This is a genomic window from Streptomyces sp. NPDC002076 (assembly GCF_053593835.1).
Window position 1 is genome coordinate 373,452 of sequence record NZ_JBSFDI010000006.1, and the last position, 17,952, is coordinate 391,403.

A 17,952-nucleotide genomic window follows, 5' to 3' on the forward strand; every position below is an offset into this window, starting at 1 on the left:
GCGGCCATTATCGCCGTCGGCGCTGATCGCCCGGTTCATCCCCGCTGGTGGAGGGCGAGGTCCACGACGAGGGCGCGGTGGTCGCTGCCGACCACGCGCAGAAAGCGGGCGCCGGTCGCGCTGAAGTCCGGTGAGAGCAGGACGTGGTCGATCTGGGTGCCGACGACCGAGGCGGTGCGCGCGGGCCAGCTGGCGGCGCGGTCATGTCCGGTGAGGTGGGCGGCGTCGGTCAGGCCGGTGTCGAGGATGCGGCGCAAGGCCGCGTGGTCCTGGGTGGCGTTGAAGTCGCCGGCCAGGATGGTGGGGGTATGGGGTTCGGCGGCCGCGAAGGCGCGGAGCCTGCCGAGTTCGCGGTGCCACAGGCCGACCTGGCCCGGCAGCGGGGGCATCGGATGGGCGAGCTGGAGGCGTACGGCGTGGCCCCGCACGTCGGCGATCGCGCCGGGCATGCCCATGGTGCCGGGGACACCGGCCGTCGGTGTCAGGGGAAAGCGGCTGAGGAGGAGCGAGCCGTGGGAGCCGGCCGCGCGGACCGCCCGCCGGTAGGGGTAGGCCGTCGCGAAGTCGGCCGTCAGCGTGGCCTGGCAGGTGAACTCGCACTCCTCGACGAAGACCACGTCCGGGCGGCGGTCCCGGAGCCACGGGACCAGGGCCGGAGTGCCGCGCCCGAACTCCACGTTGGAGGTCAGCACGCGGAGGGTGGCGAGCGGCGGGCCGACGGGGTCGGCGGGTCCGTCGTACGGCTGGAGGTACCAGGCGAGCACGCCGAGTACGACGGCCCCGCACACCAGGCCCGGCCACCAGCGGGCGAGCAGCGCGCACAGCAGGGCGAAGCCGGTCGGCACGAGCAGCCACGGCAGGAAGGCGAGCAGCTGGGGTACCGGGGTGACCCCGTCGGTGTCGGCGACCCGGCAGCCGGCCACCATGCCGGTCCCGGCGAGCAGCAGTCCGGCACACCAGGCGCCGAGCCTGCGTCCGGGGCGACGGTTCACGGGCCGAGCCTACGGGGTGTTCGCCGCCTGGGTGCGGGGATTCGCCGTTGTTCCGGGGCCGCCCCCGGCTGCGGGGGCGTTGTGGTTGCCCGCGCAGTTCCCCGCGCCCCTTCGGGGATCCTGGCTCATCCCCAGGTTGTGGATGCCTCAGCTGCCGGAGGCGGGGTCGTCGTCCCTGTGACGGGGGCGGAGGCCGGAGCAAGGGGCGTGGTCGGTGTGGCCGTGACCGGTGTGGTGCGGTGGCGAGTGGTGCGGCGTTGGTTCGGACGGCGGGTCAGCCAGGTGGTCAGCGCCACCATGAGGCCCAGGGCGAGCAGGAGCCAGGCCACCGTGCGCAGGGTGGCGGTGAGGGCGTCGTAGACCGCGCCGACGGCCGGATGCGGGGCGTCGGCGGGCAGGCCGGAGAGGGTGAGGCTGCGGCCGACGGCCACGACCAGGGCGAGCAGGCCGCCGCCCAGGGCCGTGCCCAGCGCGGTCGCCGCGACCGCGCGGCGGCGGTGGACGGCGAGGGCGATCCCGGTGGCGGCGAACGCGACGGCCGCCACCGGCAGCCAGAAACCTGCGACTTCGAGCACGTGGAACCCCTTCCGGAAGGAGGCCAGTTCGCCCGCCGGGAGCACGGAGACCGCGGTGTGCTCCACCGGGATGCGTGCGGCGATCGGCACATGGTCCCGGGCCAGCTGGCGCTTGACCTGGTCGGTGACGGGGGCGAAGTCGACGGTGACCGGCCGCCCGGTCGCCGCGTCGTCCTCCTCGTCGCGCAGGGCGCGCAGCACCGCGTCGTGGGTGACCCGGTTGCCGGTGTCCCAGGCCAGCCGGAAGGCCTCGGTCTGGGTGAAGGAGCGCACCGCGTCCCGCACGAACGGGCGGACCGAACCACCCGCCGGGCGCACGTCCAGATGCTGGTCCACCGCGCGCAGGATGCCGTCACCGACCGTGTCCACGACGGCCTCCCGCACACTCGGGTCGGCGGCCAGCGGCGCCATCGTGGTGACGTACCGGCCCGTGTCGGCGAGCCCGTACGCCGCCCAGGCCGCCAGCGCGCCGAACGGCACGAGGAGGCAGGACAGGGCGAGCAGTACGGCCGACAGGGCGCTCCTGAGGCGTGGGGGCACGCTTCCAGGCTTCGGCCGGCGGGGCGCGGGCGCGAGCGGGGCGGGTGCATTCGGGCGAAGGCCCGCACCCCTTGGTGGAACTGGGGGCTGCGACCTCCGGTGGAGGGTTCACCCGAACGGGTGTTTCCTGGTGTTGGGGGGAGGAGGCCGGTGCAAGGCCGGGTGAGGGATGTGGGGAACACGGGGGAGGCGTGGGTCCCGGCCCGCCGGGACCCATGCCCGTGCCCATGCCCACCCGCTCGCGGCGCGCGCGGTCGGTGTCTACCGCGCGGTCAGTGGACTCGGCGCCCGAACGCGTCCTCGCGCGTGTAATAGCGGTAGAAGAACGTGCCGAAGGTGCACCCTGCGACGACCAGCGACATCATCACGGACCGCCAGACCGAGTGCGGCGTCTGGATGTACAGGAAGCCGAACGCGATGCCGGCGAACGCCGACCACAGCAGCGCGTGCACCTCCCTCGCCATTCGCGGGGCCAGCGTCAGCAGGGCCATGGACACCACCGCGAACACCAGCGCGCTGAGCCAGCCGAGCAGCAGGTTCCCGCCGGTGATGGGGCCGCCCTGGCGGGCGTCGGCCGCGACCCAGTAGCCGTAGACGAGGCCCAGGACGACCGGGCCGGCGAAGTGGGCGATGCGGTGGGTGCGTGCGTCGAAGACGTCGGGCGGACGGGTGGGCCGCCCACCGGGAACCCGTTCTCCGATCGCCCTGCGGCCAGGGCGGGCCATGCCGCCGGGCGCGGGTGCCGCTTGAGCCATGAGAGCACTCCTCTCTCTCCTCGCCCCCGGCTTCCAGAGCACACCTGGGGGCACGGCCTGGCAAGTCGGCCAGGAGAGTGACGGGTGCCCGGATGCGGCCGGTTCTCTCCCATGTTTCGCTGGGAACGCCGAGAGACATGGAGGGCTGCCCGCCGTGACGGACACGGAGTACGGCCGGCGGCGCCATCCGCTGCGCGTGCGCGGCCGGAACGTCGCCTGGGTGCCGCCTCTGCTGCTGCTCGTCGGCATCGTGCTGCTGGACTTCAACACCACCGAGCGGTTCCGGATCGTCTCCTGGATCGTGCTGGTCCCCGGTACGGCCGCCGCGATCTGCGGGGTGTGGACGACGTGTGCCTTCGCCGTGCTCGCGGTGGTGACGTACGTGGCCGTCGACAGCGCCTGGCCCGACCAGTACCGGGCCGGTCTCGGCGACTTCGTCCTGGTGGCCCTCGGCGGCATGCTGGCCGTGGTGGCCTGTGCCGTGCGCCTGCGCAAGGAGCGGCAGACCCTGCACATCCAGGACATCGCCGCGACCACCCGCCGTACCGTGCTGCGCCCGCTGCCGCCGCGCTGGGGCGGGCTGGAGCACGCCGGGGTGTATCTGGCGGCCGACGTCGAGGCCCGGGTCGGCGGCGACTTCTACGACATCCAGCCCGGCCCGCACGGCACCCGCCTCTTCGTCGGCGACGTGCAGGGAAAAGGGCTCGGCGCGGTGGAGACCGCGGCCGCGCTGCTCGGCACCTTCCGCGAGGCCGGCTACCACGAGGAGGACCTCGGGACCGTCGCCGAGCGCCTGGAGATCCGGATGCTGCGGCACCGCCGGCACACCACCGCGCTCGGCCGCGAGGACGGCGACCGGTTCGCCACCGCCGTGCTGATCGGCTTTCCCGAGGACGCGCCGGAGAGCATCGAGGTCGTCAACTTCGGACATGAGCCCCCGCTCGCCGTCGGCCCGCGCGGAGTCCGCGAGCTGCCCAGCGGGGACGGGCTGCCGCTCGGCTTCGGCGACCTCGCGGGCGGTCTGCCGCCCGTGCACCGGGTGCCGCTCGCCGCCGACGAGACGCTGTTGCTGGTCACCGACGGGGTGACCGAGGCCCGTGACCGACGGGGCGCCTTCTATCCGCTGGTCCGGGAGCTCGCGCCCGCGGTCGCCGACCGGGCGGGTAGCCCCGATCCCTGGCTGCTGGTCCGGCTTGTCCGCGATGGCGTCCTGCGGCACTGCGGCGGCCGGCTCGTCGACGACACCACGGTGTTCGCGGTGCGGCGGGTGCGGGGGGCTGCCGCGGGCGAAGACGGCGAAGCCGGCCAAGAGGGACGTTTGCGGTCCTGACGCCGTCCTCCTGGTCTCCTGAGGCGCGCGTTTGCAGGCGCAGCGGTTACGGTGCTGGCTGGAGAGCGTGGAGAGCCGGCCAGGTCGGCAGGGCCGACAGGGGCTGCAGGGGCTACAGGGGGAGGACCGATGCCCGGAACCGTGCTGCTGCTCGCGGCCTCGCCGGTGGGCCGGGGGCGGCTGGTGGAGGCGGCCGGTGTGCTGCCGGTGCTGGCCGCCGTCGCCCCGGCCGTGCTGTCCGGCACCGACACCGCCAACGTCGTGGAACTCGCCGATCCGCTGGAGCCGCAGGCCGTGCTGACCCGGCTGCGCGCCGCGGCGGCCGCGCCCGGGCCGCTGACCCTGTACATCGCCGGGCAGCTGCAGCTGGACCGGCGGCAGCGGCTGCCGCACCTTGCGCTGGCGCGCACCACCGCGGCGACGGTTCGCTACACCGGGTTGCCGTGGCACTGGATACGAGAGGAGCTGCGCTTGCGCTCCGCTGTGGATACGGCGCTGGTCGTGGATCTGCATGCGGATGCGGAGGCGTGGCGGTACGTGGCGGAGCGGGGGCTGGACTGCGGTGCGAATGCTGCCGTGTACGGGCGTGTCGCGCCGGTGGGTGGGCGGCGGGGGGTGGCCGAGCCGGGGTACATGAAGGCGGTGGCGACGTTGTTGCGGAGTGGGTACCGGCCGCCGCTGCTTCAGTTGCACGAGCTGGCGTTGGGGCGGATCGCCGAGGCCAGTGCGGGCCGGGACCTGGTGCTGGCCGTTCCTGGGGGCTCCGCCCCCAGACCCCCGTTCGCCCACCCGCCCACCCGAGTCGGTCAGCCGGAAGGCCAGGCCCCCACCGCACCCGGCACGAGTCCGGCCCCGCATGCCAGTGGGCAGGCCCCGCCCGCGCCCGGAACCAGGCAGACGCCTCCGCCGCTCGCCACCGGGCAGGCGCCGCCCGCGCCCGGAGCCAAGCAGGTGCCCCCCGCGCTGGCCACCAAGCAGGCCCCGCCCGCGCCCGGAACCAGGCAGGTGCCGCCGACGCTCGCCACGGGGCAGGCCCCGCCCGCGCCCGGAGCCAGGCAGGTGCCCCCCGCGCTGGCCACCAAGCAGGCGCCGCCCCCGCCCGCCCCCAGTCACGCCCCCGGCGCCGTCAAGCAGGTCCCGCCCGCCGCCAAGCCGGACCCCTACGCCGACAGGCAGGATCCGCCCGGCGCCAAGCAGTCCCCGCTCGCCCCCAGTCACGCCCCCGGCGCCGCCAAGCAGCCCCCCCACGCCCTCGCCCCACCCCCCGGTGTCACCAGCCCCGACCCCCATGCCGCCATCAGTGCTGCCGTGCAGGGTGGGCGGCACGGTGATGCCGATGTGCTTGCTGCTCGGCAGGAGGAGGCTGCCGTGCGTGTCCATGGGCCGGGTTCCGACGAGGCTCTGCACTGGGCCGAAGTGCGTGCCGATCTCGCGATGTTCGCGGGGGACGCGGTGCGCAGTTGCCGGGCTTGGCTCGCCGTGGCCGAAGTGCGGCTGGCCGCGGGGCAGGCCGTGGACGCGCCTGCCGTGGAGGCGGCCGTGGACCGGGCGCACCACCAGTGGGGGCGGATCACGGACGCGGCGCGGGCGCGTGAACTAGGGTCCGCGCTCGCGGAGTTGCGGCTGCGGGTGCCGGGTCGCCGGCAGGGTGCGCTGGAGAACGTCCGGCGGCAGCTGCGGCAGCTTCAGGCCGTCCAGTAGGCGTCAGCAGGTCTCGTAGGACCCCTCACGCCGCCGGCAACAGCGCCAGGGCCCCGGAGACGAGCGTGCGGACTCCGGGGGCGATCACCGACAGGTCGGGTGCGAAGTCCGGGCTGTGGTTGCTCGGTACGGCCGCGAACTTCTCCGACAGGGTGTCGCCGGGGGCCTTGTCCCACACCTCGGCCGGGGTGGTGGTCACGAACCAGTACGAGTACGGGATGGCGCCGTCGAGCGCCAGCGCGGGGAAGTCCTCGCTGCCCATCGCCGGGCCCGGGTCGAACACCGTGCCCGCGCCGAAGACCTCGCCGTGCACGGCGGCCACCGCGCTGTCGGTGCGCGCGTCGTTCACCGTCACCGGGAAGGTGTTGCCGATGGTGATGTCGGGCTCGCGCGGGCAGCCGGCGGCCAGGCACTCGCCGTGCGCGATGCGCCGGATCGCGGCCAGCATCCGCTGCCGTACCTCCTCGGACTGGCTGCGCAGGTTCAGCGAGACGCGGGCCTCGGACGGGATGATGTTGTGCCGGGTGCCGGCCTCGATCCGGCCGACGGTCAGCACGGCGGACTCGCCGGCGGCGAGCTCCCGGGAGACGACCGTCTGGAGGCGGGTGACCAGGTAGGCGGCGGTGACGACGGGGTCCACCGTCGCCTCCGGACGCGAACCGTGCCCGCCCCGGCCGTGCACCACGATGTCCACGTCCGTCGCCGCCGACATGATCAGGCCCGGCGCGTGCGGGTACAGGCCCGCCAGGCCCGGAGCGGCGTGCTGCCCGAGCAGGACGTCCGGCCGGCCGAACCGCTCGTACAGCCCGTCCGCGACCATCCGGGCCGCGCCCTGCCCGGTCTCCTCGGCCGGCTGGCCCACCACCAGCAGGGTGCCCCGCCAGGTCTCCCGCCCGGTGGCCAGGGCCTCGGCGGCGCCGGTCAGCCAGGTGACGTGCAGATCGTGCCCGCACGCGTGCATCACCCCGTCCGCCGCAGAGGCGTACGGCAGCCCGGTCGCCTCCCGGACCGGCAGCGCGTCCATGTCGGCCCGCAGCAGCACGGTCGGCCCGTCGCCGTTGGCCAGCCGGCCCACGACCCCGGTGCCGCCGACGCCCTCGGCGGTCTCGAACCCGGCGCCCTTCAGCCGCCCGGCCAGCGTCGCGGCGGTGCGGTGCTCGCGCAGGGACAGCTCGGGGTGGCGGTGCAGGTCGCGGTAGAAGTCCTCCCACCGCGACACCGGCAGGTCGGAGGTCAGGTCCAGGGCGGTACGGGCGGCGGCAGAGGTCATGCTCGCAGCGTAGGCCGCCGACGGGGCCCGCGGGAGGGTCGGTCGTTCCGGCCGGGGCACCCGGTGCGGCCGGGCAGGCCCTTCACCTCGCGGATGCCGACTGCTGGGTCCCGTGGGCGCCCGGTCCGGCTTCCGCCGCCCGGGCCGGGCCCGCGTTCGCCGCGAGGATCAGGGCCGTCGCCGCGATCAACGCGGCGACGACGGCCCTGCGCGCGGTGGTGTTTCCGTAGGGTGCGGATGTACGTCCGGGCACGGTGACCTCGCAACACAACAGCGACGTATTAAGCAGACTTAATCCGCCGTTTAACCTAGGGGCTGGACGGGTCCAACGGCAAGAGGCAACAAGGGAGTTGGGGGGCCGGGCAATGCGGGAACGGGACGACCCTGCGGTCATCGGGCGGCGCGTACAGCAACTGCGCACCGAACGCGGGCTGACACAGCGGCAGTTGGCGGAGCCCGCCTACACACCCGCCTACATCTCCACCGTGGAGGCGGGCCGGGTGCGGCCCTCGGACGAGGCGCTGCGGCACATCGCCGGCCGGCTCGGCGTGGAGTACGAGGAGCTGGCCGTCGGACGGCCCGCCCACCTCGCCACCGACCTGCGGCTACGCCTCACCGAGGCCCAGCGGGTCCTCGCCGACGGCAGGGCCGAGGAGGCCGCCGGCCAGTACACGGAGCTGCTCGCGGAGGCGGAGACCCATGGGCTGGGCTGCGAGCGGACCACGGCGCTCCTCGGGCTCGGCGAATGCGCCCTGGAGACCGGTGAGCTGGCGCAGGCCCGGGAGTTCTTCGAGCGCGCCGAGGCGCACCTGGCGGACGAGTCGCTGCCGGTGCGGGTGCCTGCCGTCCGCGGGCGCGCCGTCGCCCACTACCTCGCCGGTGAACTCAGGTACGCCGTGTACCTCCTGGAATCCACCCTCGACGAGCTCAACCGCGGTGGACTGCACGACCCCGACGCCCTCCTGCTGCTCTACGCCAGCGTGATCGGCCCGTACATGGACATGGGCGCGCACGCCCGTGCCGCCCAGGCCGCCGAGTTCGCCCTTGCGCTCGCGCCGCAGGCGGGCGATCCCGCGCTGATCGCCCGGATGCACCGCTCGGTGGCCCGCACCCTGATCGCCGAGGGCCGGGTCACCGAGGCCGACGCCTCCCTCGCCAAGGCGGCCGAGCTGTACCGCCGGCTGAGCCTGCGCACCGAGCTGGCCAACTGCCACTGGATGCGCGGATACGTCTGTGCCCAGAACGGCGAACTGGAGCGCGCGGAGGCCGAGTTGCGCCAGGCGTACACCATGCTCTCGGAGACCCGGGCGGCCCTGTACCGCAGCCAGGCCGCCGTGGAACTGGCCGATGTGCTGCACCGCCGGGGCAAGTCGGAGGAGGCCGCCGTACTCCTGGAGGGCGTCCTCGGCGACTTCTCCTCCGAGCGCGGCGCGGTGCACGCCGCCGCGGCCCACCGTCTGCTCGGCATCATCGCCGAGGACGCCCGGGACACCGAGGCCGCCGAGGAGCACTACGTCCGCGCGCTCAGCCTGCTGGAACGCGCGGGCGCCGCCGGTGACCTGGCCGACCTGTGCCGCCTCCTCGGCGATCTGCTGCGCCGCACGGGCCGTATCGACGCCGCCCTGGACGCCTACCGCACCGGCCTGGGCCACCGCACGACCCCGGGGACCACGACCCTGGGCCCGGCACCGGCCCAGCCGCCGCTGTGACGCCTCGCGGATCACACCTGGGCCCGGCCCTGCTTGCGGATGTCCACCAGGCGCAGGGCGCCGATCTGGACGGCGGCCTGGGTCGCGTCGTTCGGTACGTCGCCCAGGCCGCCGTTGGTGAGGGCGAAGGCGTCCGGGCCGACGCGGACGGCGGCCACATCCAGGGTGAGCACGGCGTGCTGGCCCTGTCTGTTCATGGCGGCGATGCTGATCCGCAGGCCCTGGCGCGCGTCCCCGACCTGCGGCAGCGTGGCCTCGCTGACCTGGACGTCCTCCGTGATCCCGGTCTCCGTGCCGGCCGTGAACCGCGCGCACCGCGCCGGCATCGTCTTCAGCCAGGCGAGCGCCGCGTCCACGTCGGCGGGGCGGCGGGCGGCGATCTGGTAGCGCAGCTGGGCGTTGGTGTCGTCGTTGTCCAGGCCGACGGCGACGCGGGCTGGGCCGCCGAGGAGTTCGTCGGTGTAGAGGGCGTCCAGCAGCCGCTGGCACTCGCCGGCCGAGGTGTTCGCCTTCAGCAACTGGTCCCGCCAGGTGGCCGCCCCGCGGGTCGCCGTCCAGGGGGCGCCGAGGTCGGTCTGGGTGATGAGCGCGGCCTGCGCCTGCTCGTCGGTGAGGGTGGAGCCGTCGGCCCGCATGGACCCCTTCGGCGTCGGTGACGGCTTGTCGATCGTCGGGATGGGCTGGGGCGCGGTCTCCGGCTGCTTCAGACCGAGGGCCGCGCAGCCGCCCATGGCGAGGAGGCCGGCGACGGTGAGCCAGAGCGGGAGGCCGCGAAGGCGTATCGCGTCGAACATGGAGGTGCCTCCTGGGGCTGCGACCCGGTGGGCGTACTGGTCGGGCCGGCTGATGTGGTGCCTGATCTCACGGCACCACCGCCCGGACCGGCCCACCAGCGCTCCGGGCCGTCCGGGTGAGTGGTCCGCCGGGTCCGGGCGAGTGGTCCGCCGGAGCCCGCGGAAAACGCCTCGACCTGCCGCTTCGGTGCCTGCTACGGTCGCCGTATGCAGCGCGCCCAGCAGTGCCACCCGTGCCCGAAGAGCACGACGACGCCGGAGACCGTCCCGGCGCGCTGACACCTGACCAGCATCCGAGCCCCGGGGCGAACGCCCCGGGGCTTGCGTCTGCGTGGGTGTTCGCCTCCCCCAGTGAGGAGACCCACCGATGAACGACGCACTCCCCGACCACCGCCGCCTCGGCCGCGAGCTCGACCTCTTCGACACCGACCCGCTGATCGGCGCGGGGCTGCCGTACTGGCTGCCGGACGGCGCGGTCGTACGGCACACCCTGGAGGAGTACATCCGCGAGGCCGAACGCCGGGCCGGGTACCGGCATGTGTACTCGCCCGTGCTCGGCAAACGGGAGCTGTACGAGATCTCCGGGCACTGGGACCACTACAGCGACGACATGTACCCGCCGATGAAACCGGGCCCCCATGAGTCCGAGGAGGTCGTACTGCGGCCCAGCCTCTGTCCCCACCACGCCCTGATCTACCGCGCCCGCTCCCACAGCTACCGGGAACTGCCCCTGCGCATCGCCGAGCTGGGCGGCATGCACCGTGCCGAACTGTCCGGCGTCCTCGGCGGTCTGACCCGCGTCCGCGCCATCCAGCTCAACGACGCGCACATCTTCTGCACCCTGGACCAGGCGGTCCAGGAGGCCCGCGGCGCGCTGGAGCTGATCGCCCGCGCCTATGCCGACCTGGGCATCGAGGCCGTACGCCACCGGCTGTCGCTGCCCGGGGAGGGCGGAAAGTACGTCGCCGATCCGGAGCTGTGGCGCCGGGCCACCGAACTGCTGCGGGAGGTCCTGGACGCGTCCGGTGTGGCGTACGAGGAGGCCGAGGGCGAGGCCGCCTTCTACGGCCCGAAGATCGATGTGCAGATCGCCGACCCGGCCGGCCGCGAGTCCACCCTGTCCACCGTGCAGATCGACTTCCACCAGCCGGCCCGCTTCGACCTGCACTACATCGGCGCGGACGGTGCCAGGCACCGGCCGGTCATGGTGCACCGCAGCATCATCGGCAGCGTCGAGCGGGCCGTCGCCCACCTGATCGAGGCGCATGCGGGCGCCTTCCCGGCCTGGCTGGCCCCGGTGCAGCTGGCCGTCCTGCCGGTCGGCGAGGAGCAGCTGGAGCAGGCGGCGGCGATCGTGCGCCGGGCCGTGGAGCTGGGCCTGCGCGCCGAACTCATGGGCCCCGCCGAGGGCACCCTCGGCGCCCGGATCCGGGCCGCGCGCCTGGTGCCGTACCAGGCGGTGGTCGGCGCCCGGGAGGCCGCGGCGGGCCTGGCCGCCGTACGGCTGCGGGACGGCCGCCGGCCCGGCGAGCTGCCGGTGGCGGAGCTGCTGTCCCGGATCGCCGCGCGGGTGGCCGCACGCGGCACCGTCCTGTGGGACTGACCGCCGTGAGCGGAGGTCGGAACTGATCTAAGGTCGGCTTGACGGAAGGAGTCCGCTGTGACCGGTCAGCCCATCCCCGTGATCATCGACTGCGACACCGGGGTCGACGACGCCCTCGCCCTGCTGCTGGCCGTGCGCCATCCGGACCTGGATCTGCGGGCGGTGACCTGCGTGGCCGGGAACACGGACGTCGACGGCGTGGTCCGCAACACCCTGACCGTGCTGGAGCAGGCGGGCGCCCCGGACATCCCGGTGGGCCGGGGCGCCGAGCGCCCGCTGATCGAACCGGCGCGCTCGGCACAGCATGTGCACGGCGCCGACGGCATGGGTGACCTGGGCCTTCCCGCGCCGAAGCGCACGGCGTCCGAGCTGGACGCCGTGGCGCTGCTGCGCCGCGAGATCCTGGCCTCGCCGCGCCCGGTCACCCTGATCCCGACCGCGCCCCTGACGAACATCGCCCTGCTGCTGCGCACCCACCCGGAGGTGACCCGCAACATCGAGCGGATCGTCTTCATGGGCGGCGCGGTGGCCGTCGGAAACGCCACGCCGGTCGCCGAGTTCAACGTCTGGCACGACCCGGAGGCGGCGGCGATCCTGCTCACCGCCGGGGTGCCCGTCACGATGTACGGGCTCGACGTCTTCATGCAGGTGGTCGTGCCCGCACCGGAGGTCCACCGGTTGCGCACCAGCGGCGACCCCGGCACCCGGCTGGCCGGGGAACTGCTCGCCCATCGGCCGGCCCACCAGGGCGAGGCCCCCGACGCGGAGGAGGCGGGCGGCCTCGGTGACGCGGGCGCGGTGTGCGCGGTCGCCGACCCGCAGGGCATCACCACCCGGCTGCTGCCGGTCGAGGTCTCCCTGGCCCCCGGCCCGACCCGGGGCCAGACGGTCGTCGACCGCCGCCCCCGCCCCGGCGAGTCCGAGATCCACGAGGGCAGGCGCGAACAGCCCCTGGTCGACGTGGCGTTGGAGGTCGACGTGGACCGGTACGTGAAGCTGTACCTGGAGACGGTGGAGCGCCCTTAGGCCGCGTCGCGCCGCAGCGGGGCGGTACTCGCCCCTATGGTTCCTTTCCGGGCAATGTGGACAGGTTCTCTGTACCGTCGTCCTTCCCGAAGGGATCCCGTATGGCAGGCCGCTCCCCGGACCTCTCCTCCAAGAACCCCGACTGGTGGCGCCAGGCCGTCATCTACCAGGTCTACCCCCGCAGTTTCGCCGACGCCGACGGCGACGGACTCGGCGATCTGCGCGGCATCACCCAGCGCCTGGACCACCTCGCCGGCCTCGGCGTCGACGCCCTGTGGCTGAGCCCCTTCTACCCCTCGGAACTGGCCGACGGCGGCTACGACGTCGCCGACCACCGGGACGTCGACCCCCGCCTCGGCACCCTGGACGACTTCGACGCCCTGGTCGGCGAGGCCCACCGGCTCGGTCTGAAGGTCGTCGTCGACATCGTCCCGAACCACACCTCGCACCAGCACCCCTGGTTCCAGGAGGCCCTGCGGTCCGGCCCCGGCTCCCCGGCCCGCGAGCGCTATGTCTTCCGCCGCGGCCGCGGCGCACACGGCGAACTCCCGCCCACCGACTGGCAGTCCGTCTTCGGTGGCAGCGCCTGGAAGCGGACCCCGGACGGCGAGTGGTACCTGCACCTCTTCGCCCCCGAACAGCCCGACCTCAACTGGGACGACGAGGACGTCCGCGCCGACTTCCGCACCACCCTGCGCTTCTGGTCCGGCCGGGGCGTCGACGGCTTCCGTGCCGACGTCGCCCACGGCCTCGCCAAGGACCTCGCCGAGCCGCTGCGGGACATCGGGAACATCGGCGCCACCGGCGAGACGGCCCTGCCGCTCGTCGAGCCGGGCAGCCACCCGTACTGGGACCGCGACGAGGTCCACGAGATCTACCGGGACTGGCGCAAGGTCCTCGACGCCTTCAGCCCGCCGCGCACCGCCGTCGCCGAGGCCTGGGTCCCGGACCCCCGCCGCGCGCTGTACGCCCGCGCCGACGAACTCGGCCAGGCCTTCAACTTCGAGTATCTGGAAGCACGTTGGGACGCCGACGAGCTCCGCCGGGTCATCACCGACGAGCTGGCCACCGCCCGGGCCGCCGGCGCCACCGCCACCTGGGTGCTGTCCAACCACGACGTCGTACGGCACGCCTCCCGCCTCATGCTCCCGCCCGGCACCGACCCGGCCGCCTGGCTGCTGTCGGGCGGCAGCACGCCCGCGATCGACCCCGTGGCCGGGCTGCGCCGGGCCCGCGCGGCGACCCTGCTGATGCTGGCGCTGCCGGGGTCGTCGTACCTCTACCAGGGCGAGGAACTCGGGCTGCCGGAGGTCGCCGACCTGCCCACCGAGGTGCTCCAGGACCCGATCTGGGAGCAGACCGGCCATGTCCGCAAGGGCCGCGACGGCTGCCGGGTGCCGCTGCCGTGGACGACGACCGGGCCCTCGTACGGCTTCGGGCCGGGCGCCGCCTGGCTGCCGCAGCCGTCGTCCTTCGCGGCGTACGCCGTTGAGGCGCAGACGGAGGCCGAGGGCTCGACCCTGGAGCTGTACCGCACCGCGCTGTGGCTGCGCCGCAAGCTGCTGGAGGGCGAGACGCTGACCTGGACGCCCGACGCCCCCGCCGGCGTCCTGGACTTCACCCGCTCCGAGACCTGGCGCTGCGTGACCAACCTCGGCGCCGGGCCCGTACCGCTGCCGCTCGGGGAGGTGCTGCTCACCAGCACCGGCTCACCGCTCGACGGTACGACCCTGCCGCCGGACACCACCGTCTGGCTGGCCTAACCCACCGACGGGCTCGGCCCCGGCGAGGCGCCGCCGCCGGCCAGCCCGCTGAGGTCGACGGGCGTCGACGTGGCGTTCGGCGGCGGGGTGAGCACCACCTCCGGCTGGCCGGCGGCCGGGGGCGGCGGGGTCAGGTCGGAGGCGGGCAGCTTGGGCGGGGTGGTCTGCTGGAAGATGGTCTGGTCGAAGTCGACCAGACCGGTCTTCTCCATCACCGTCATATGGTCCAGCACGGTGTCGTTGGCCTGGTCGGCGAGGGCGCGCACCAGCGAGTTCTTGGTGGTGGACCGGATCTTCGAGATCGTGTTGAAGATCGAACCGTGCGTCATCCGCAGGATGTTGGCGAAGTCGCTGTCGAACTTCTTCCCGGTGTCCGCCTTCAACTGGCTGACGAAGCCCTGCTGCTGGGGGCTCGGCAGGTTGGGCAGCGTGATGTTCAGCATCGGCGCGATCTTGCGGCAGGTGGTGTCCAGGGCCGCGTGCCCGTCGACCAGGTGCTTGCTGGCCGTGATGACCGTCGGTGTGGTGCCCTTCTGCAGTCCCATCTGCCCCACCGGGTACTCCCACAGACCGGCGGCCCGCACCTTCACCACGAAGTCCCGGTCCTGCTCGGTGAGCGGCCCCCACTGGGTGTTGGCGATGACGCGGTCCTGCGCGGTGGTCACCTTGGTCAGACCGAGCATGCTCGGGTAGGCGAGTGCCACCAGGGTGACAGCCATCGCACCGCCCACGAAGAGCGTTCCCGTCGCGTTCCGCGAAAAGCGCACCGTGCCTCCTGCCCGGTCGTGGATCCCGCCCACGGTGACGGTGCGGGGCGGTTCGGACGCACAGCAGTACGGACGGGGCGGCCGTTCGTATCGGTGCGGCGGGTAAAGATTTGTATCTGTGCCGCAGGTAAAGAAGAGTTGACCATTCCTCGGGAGAGGCGTGAGGAAACGCTGGCATAGATTCGCCGCATGCCCCCACAGCCGCCGCCCCGCATGCCCGCCGCCCTGCCCGTGCTGCCCTACCGCAAGCCCACCAAGGGCCGCGACTACTGGGTCTTCGACGACGTCCTGCCCGAGGTGGACGCCGTACGGGAGCGGTGCCTGGCCAAGGACGACTGGGTCAAGGGCTACCCGTACACCTCCGAGACCTGGCCCGGCCTGCGCGCGATGCCCGGCCTCGACCCGGCCGAACTCACCCGCGTCGAAGCCCTGGTGAAGCAGGCCACCGGTGCGAAGAAGCTGTGGGTGCAGCAGGCGCCCGGCGGCGGCACCCTCAACCACAACTGCGTCCAGGTGGTCGGGGAGGGCGAGAGCGAGCCCCGTCCGCACACCGACTCCCGCGCCCTGTGCCGGTACGCAGCCGTGCTGTACCTGAACCCCGGTGTGCCCAAGAACTGCGGCACCGCCTTCTACCGCCAGTCACTGCCGGGCGGCCGGCTCGGCGGCAACATCGTCCAGGCCCCGCACAACAACCTCGTCGAGGCCCTCGGCACGAGGTTCGTCCCCGCCGACCATTTCGAGGAGGACGTCCGCGTCCCCCACAAGTACAACCGCCTCCTCCTCTACAACGCCAACCTGGTGCACAGCGCGACGGGTTACTGCGGCAAGGAGCTGGAGGACAAGCGCATGACGGCGGTGTTCTTCTGGATGGCCTGACGGCACCGCGGCGCGGGCCTCGTCACCGGAGCAGCAGCAGTGTCGCCGCGGCGAGGCAGGCCGTGCAGACTGTGAGGGTCAGGGCCAGGCAGCGGCGTTTCAGGTCCTGGTAGCGGTGTTCGTACTCGGCCCGCAGGGACACGCAGCGGGCCGCGATGCGTTCCAGATCGGCTCGGGAGCGGGCCAGGGTGTCGGCGATGTAGCGGTGTTCGATGTCCTCGCGCTGGGCCGTGGTCAGCCACTCCAGGGATCCGGTGAACTCCCGTGCGCGTTGCTCCGCCTCGGCGATGCGGGCCTGCCAGAGCAGGTACCCCTCCACCTCGTTGGCGAGCGCGTCGTCGGCTCCCTGCCGCGGCAGACCGCTCACCCCTGTCCTCGGTCGGGCCGCGCCGGGAGCGGGTGCTCGTGCTCCAGCATCGCGATGTCGGGGTGGTGCAGGTCGAACGCCGGGGACTCGCTGCGGATGCGCGGCAGGGTGACGAAGTTGTGCCTCGGGGGCGGGCAGGAGGTCGCCCACTCCAGGGAGCGGCCGTAGCCCCAGGGGTCGTCCACGGTGACCGGCTTGCCGTACCTGGCCGTCTTCCAGATGTTGTAGAGGAACGGCAGCATCGACAGGCCGAGCAGGAACGAGCCGATGCTGGAGACGGTGTTCAGGGCGGTGAAGCCGTCGGCCGCCAGATAGTCGGCGTAGCGGCGCGGCATGCCCTCGGCGCCGAGCCAGTGCTGGACGAGGAAGGTGGTGTGGAAGCCGACGAACAGCGTCCAGAAGGTGATCTTGCCGAGGCGTTCGTCCAGCATCTTGCCGGTCCACTTCGGCCACCAGAAGTGGAAGCCGGCGAACATCGCGAACACGACCGTGCCGAAGACGACATAGTGGAAGTGGGCCACCACGAAGTACGAGTCGGAGACGTGGAAGTCCATGGGCGGTGAGGCGAGGATGACTCCGGTCAGGCCGCCGAAGAGGAACGTGACCAGGAAGCCAGCCGCCCAGAGCATCGGCGTCTCGAAGGACAGGCTGCCCTTCCACATCGTGCCGATCCAGTTGAAGAACTTCACGCCGGTCGGCACGGCGATCAGGAAGGTCATGAAGGAGAAGAAGGGGAGCAGCACCCCGCCGGTGACATACATGTGGTGGGCCCACACCGTCGCGGACAGGCCGGCGATGGAGATGGTCGCGGCGATCAGGCCCATGTAGCCGAACATCGGCTTGCGGGAGAACACCGGGATGATCTCGCTGATGATGCCGAAGAACGGCAGCGCGATGATGTACACCTCGGGATGGCCGAAGAACCAGAAGAGGTGCTGCCAGAGCAGGGCTCCGCCGTTGGCCGCGTCGAAGACGTGGGCGCCGAACTTGCGGTCCGCCTCCAGCGCGAACAGGGCGGCGGCCAGGATCGGGAAGACCAGCAGGACCAGGACGGCGGTCAGCAGCACGTTCCACACGAAGATCGGCATGCGGAACATGGTCAGACCGGGGGCGCGCATGCAGATGATCGTGGTGATGAAGTTGACCGAGCCGAGGATGGTGCCGAAGCCGGAGAAGGCCAGGCCCATGATCCACAGGTCGCCGCCGATGCCCGGCGAGTGGACGATGTCGGTCAGCGGGGAGTAGGCGAACCAGCCGAAGTCGGCCGCACCGTCCGGGGTGAGGAAGCCGCCGACGGCGATGAGCGAGCCGAACAGGTAGAGCCAGTAGGCGAACATGTTCAGCCGCGGGAACGCCACGTCGGGCGCGCCGATCTGCAGCGGCATGATCCAGTTGGTGAAGCCGGCGAACAGCGGCGTCGCGAACATCAGCAGCATCACGGTGCCATGCATGGTGAACAGCTGGTTGAACTGCTCGTTCGAGACGATCTGCAGGCCCGGCCGGGCCAGCTCGGCGCGCATGATCAGGGCCATCACGCCACCGATCAGGAAGAACGCGAAGGACGTCGCCAGATACAGCGTGCCGATCGTCTTGTGGTCGGTGGTCGTCATCCACTTCACCACGACACTGCCGGGCTGCCTGCCCCGGACCGGTACCTCGCTCTCGTAGGCGTCCTCGGCCGCGGCGGCCCCATGGGGTTCGTTGAGGATGCTCACAAGTCGTCCGTCTCCTGATGGTCGCGATCCGCGCACGCCATACGTCGGCTACTGGCCATCCTTTGCCGCGCGAGGGTGTACGCGCCGCCCGACGCGCGGCCGACCGCGTGACGGATGCACCCGGACGGCCTAGCGGCGCCCCTCGCCCGGCGTCCCTGGTGGCCTGCGG

General features: G+C 73.0%; 16 protein-coding genes. 7 read left to right on the plus strand and 9 right to left on the minus strand.

Annotation, left to right across the window (positions count from 1 at the left end):
* Positions 1 to 35: 35 nt before the first annotated feature.
* The 3 genes from ACWCQS_RS16180 to ACWCQS_RS16190 all read right to left on the minus strand — a co-directional run bounded on the left by ACWCQS_RS16180 (position 36) and on the right by ACWCQS_RS16190 (position 2,862).
* Positions 36 to 992, minus strand: a complete 957-nt coding sequence (locus ACWCQS_RS16180; RefSeq protein ID WP_451004998.1) for an endonuclease/exonuclease/phosphatase family protein — start codon at positions 990 to 992, stop codon at positions 36 to 38.
* Between the two features lie 125 nt (positions 993 to 1,117).
* Positions 1,118 to 2,107 carry a hypothetical protein gene (locus tag ACWCQS_RS16185; protein WP_451004999.1) on the minus strand — a complete coding sequence of 330 codons (990 nt, stop codon included), beginning with the start codon at positions 2,105 to 2,107 and terminating at the stop codon, positions 1,118 to 1,120.
* A gap of 272 nt (positions 2,108 to 2,379) precedes the next feature.
* Entirely contained in the window at positions 2,380 to 2,862 is a 483-nt protein-coding gene (locus ACWCQS_RS16190) for a hypothetical protein (RefSeq protein WP_451005000.1), read from the minus strand.
* A gap of 154 nt (positions 2,863 to 3,016) precedes the next feature.
* Between ACWCQS_RS16190 and ACWCQS_RS16195 the strand changes: the two genes are divergently transcribed.
* Both ACWCQS_RS16195 and ACWCQS_RS16200 read left to right on the plus strand, forming a co-directional pair.
* The gene (locus ACWCQS_RS16195; protein WP_451005001.1) at positions 3,017 to 4,192 is read left to right on the plus strand and encodes a PP2C family protein-serine/threonine phosphatase; all 1,176 of its coding nucleotides are present in this window, start codon (positions 3,017 to 3,019) and stop codon (positions 4,190 to 4,192) included.
* Positions 4,193 to 4,321: 129 nt separating this feature from the next.
* Positions 4,322 to 5,893, plus strand: a complete 1,572-nt coding sequence (locus tag ACWCQS_RS16200) for a hypothetical protein (protein WP_451005002.1) — start codon at positions 4,322 to 4,324, stop codon at positions 5,891 to 5,893.
* Between the two features lie 25 nt (positions 5,894 to 5,918).
* Here the strand turns inward: ACWCQS_RS16200 and ACWCQS_RS16205 are convergent, their stop codons facing one another.
* The gene (locus ACWCQS_RS16205; RefSeq protein WP_451005003.1) at positions 5,919 to 7,163 is read right to left on the minus strand and encodes an amidohydrolase; all 1,245 of its coding nucleotides are present in this window, start codon (positions 7,161 to 7,163) and stop codon (positions 5,919 to 5,921) included.
* An 82-nt stretch (positions 7,164 to 7,245) separates the two neighbouring features.
* A complete protein-coding gene (locus ACWCQS_RS16210) occupies positions 7,246 to 7,416 on the minus strand; it encodes a hypothetical protein (protein ID WP_451005004.1) in 171 nt (56 codons plus the stop codon).
* A gap of 112 nt (positions 7,417 to 7,528) precedes the next feature.
* On the opposite strand from ACWCQS_RS16210, the gene ACWCQS_RS16215 reads away from it, so the two are divergent.
* Entirely contained in the window at positions 7,529 to 8,872 is a 1,344-nt protein-coding gene (locus ACWCQS_RS16215) for a tetratricopeptide repeat protein (protein ID WP_451005005.1), read from the plus strand.
* A gap of 11 nt (positions 8,873 to 8,883) precedes the next feature.
* Here ACWCQS_RS16215 and ACWCQS_RS16220 read toward each other — a convergent pair whose 3' ends face one another.
* Positions 8,884 to 9,666, minus strand: a complete 783-nt coding sequence (locus ACWCQS_RS16220) for a hypothetical protein (RefSeq protein ID WP_451005006.1) — start codon at positions 9,664 to 9,666, stop codon at positions 8,884 to 8,886.
* A gap of 367 nt (positions 9,667 to 10,033) precedes the next feature.
* On the opposite strand from ACWCQS_RS16220, the gene thrS reads away from it, so the two are divergent.
* The 3 genes from thrS (at position 10,034) to ACWCQS_RS16235 (ending at position 14,058) form a co-directional block, all read left to right on the plus strand.
* Complete coding sequence (gene thrS, locus ACWCQS_RS16225) at positions 10,034 to 11,269, plus strand: threonine--tRNA ligase (protein WP_451005007.1); 1,236 nt, start codon at positions 10,034 to 10,036, stop codon at positions 11,267 to 11,269.
* A 57-nt stretch (positions 11,270 to 11,326) separates the two neighbouring features.
* Complete coding sequence (locus ACWCQS_RS16230; RefSeq protein WP_451005008.1) at positions 11,327 to 12,295, plus strand: nucleoside hydrolase; 969 nt, start codon at positions 11,327 to 11,329, stop codon at positions 12,293 to 12,295.
* Between the two features lie 101 nt (positions 12,296 to 12,396).
* Positions 12,397 to 14,058 carry a glycoside hydrolase family 13 protein gene (locus ACWCQS_RS16235; RefSeq protein WP_451005009.1) on the plus strand — a complete coding sequence of 554 codons (1,662 nt, stop codon included), beginning with the start codon at positions 12,397 to 12,399 and terminating at the stop codon, positions 14,056 to 14,058.
* Here ACWCQS_RS16235 and ACWCQS_RS16240 read toward each other — a convergent pair.
* Positions 14,055 to 14,777: a DUF4142 domain-containing protein gene (locus tag ACWCQS_RS16240; RefSeq protein WP_451005083.1), complete on the minus strand. Its 723-nt coding sequence runs from the start codon at positions 14,775 to 14,777 to the stop codon at positions 14,055 to 14,057. The genes ACWCQS_RS16235 and ACWCQS_RS16240 overlap by 4 nt on opposite strands.
* 237 nt (positions 14,778 to 15,014) lie before the next feature.
* Between ACWCQS_RS16240 and ACWCQS_RS16245 the strand changes: the two genes are divergently transcribed.
* Positions 15,015 to 15,701, plus strand: a complete 687-nt coding sequence (locus tag ACWCQS_RS16245; protein ID WP_451005010.1) for a DUF6445 family protein — start codon at positions 15,015 to 15,017, stop codon at positions 15,699 to 15,701.
* A gap of 22 nt (positions 15,702 to 15,723) precedes the next feature.
* Here the strand turns inward: ACWCQS_RS16245 and ACWCQS_RS16250 are convergent, their stop codons facing one another.
* Together ACWCQS_RS16250 and ctaD are read right to left on the minus strand one after the other, a co-directional pair.
* Entirely contained in the window at positions 15,724 to 16,068 is a 345-nt protein-coding gene (locus ACWCQS_RS16250) for a cytochrome C oxidase subunit I (protein ID WP_451005011.1), read from the minus strand.
* Complete coding sequence (gene ctaD / locus ACWCQS_RS16255) at positions 16,065 to 17,783, minus strand: aa3-type cytochrome oxidase subunit I (RefSeq protein ID WP_451005012.1); 1,719 nt, start codon at positions 17,781 to 17,783, stop codon at positions 16,065 to 16,067. Before ctaD ends, ACWCQS_RS16250 begins: the two co-directional genes overlap by 4 nt.
* Positions 17,784 to 17,952 lie beyond the last annotated feature (169 nt).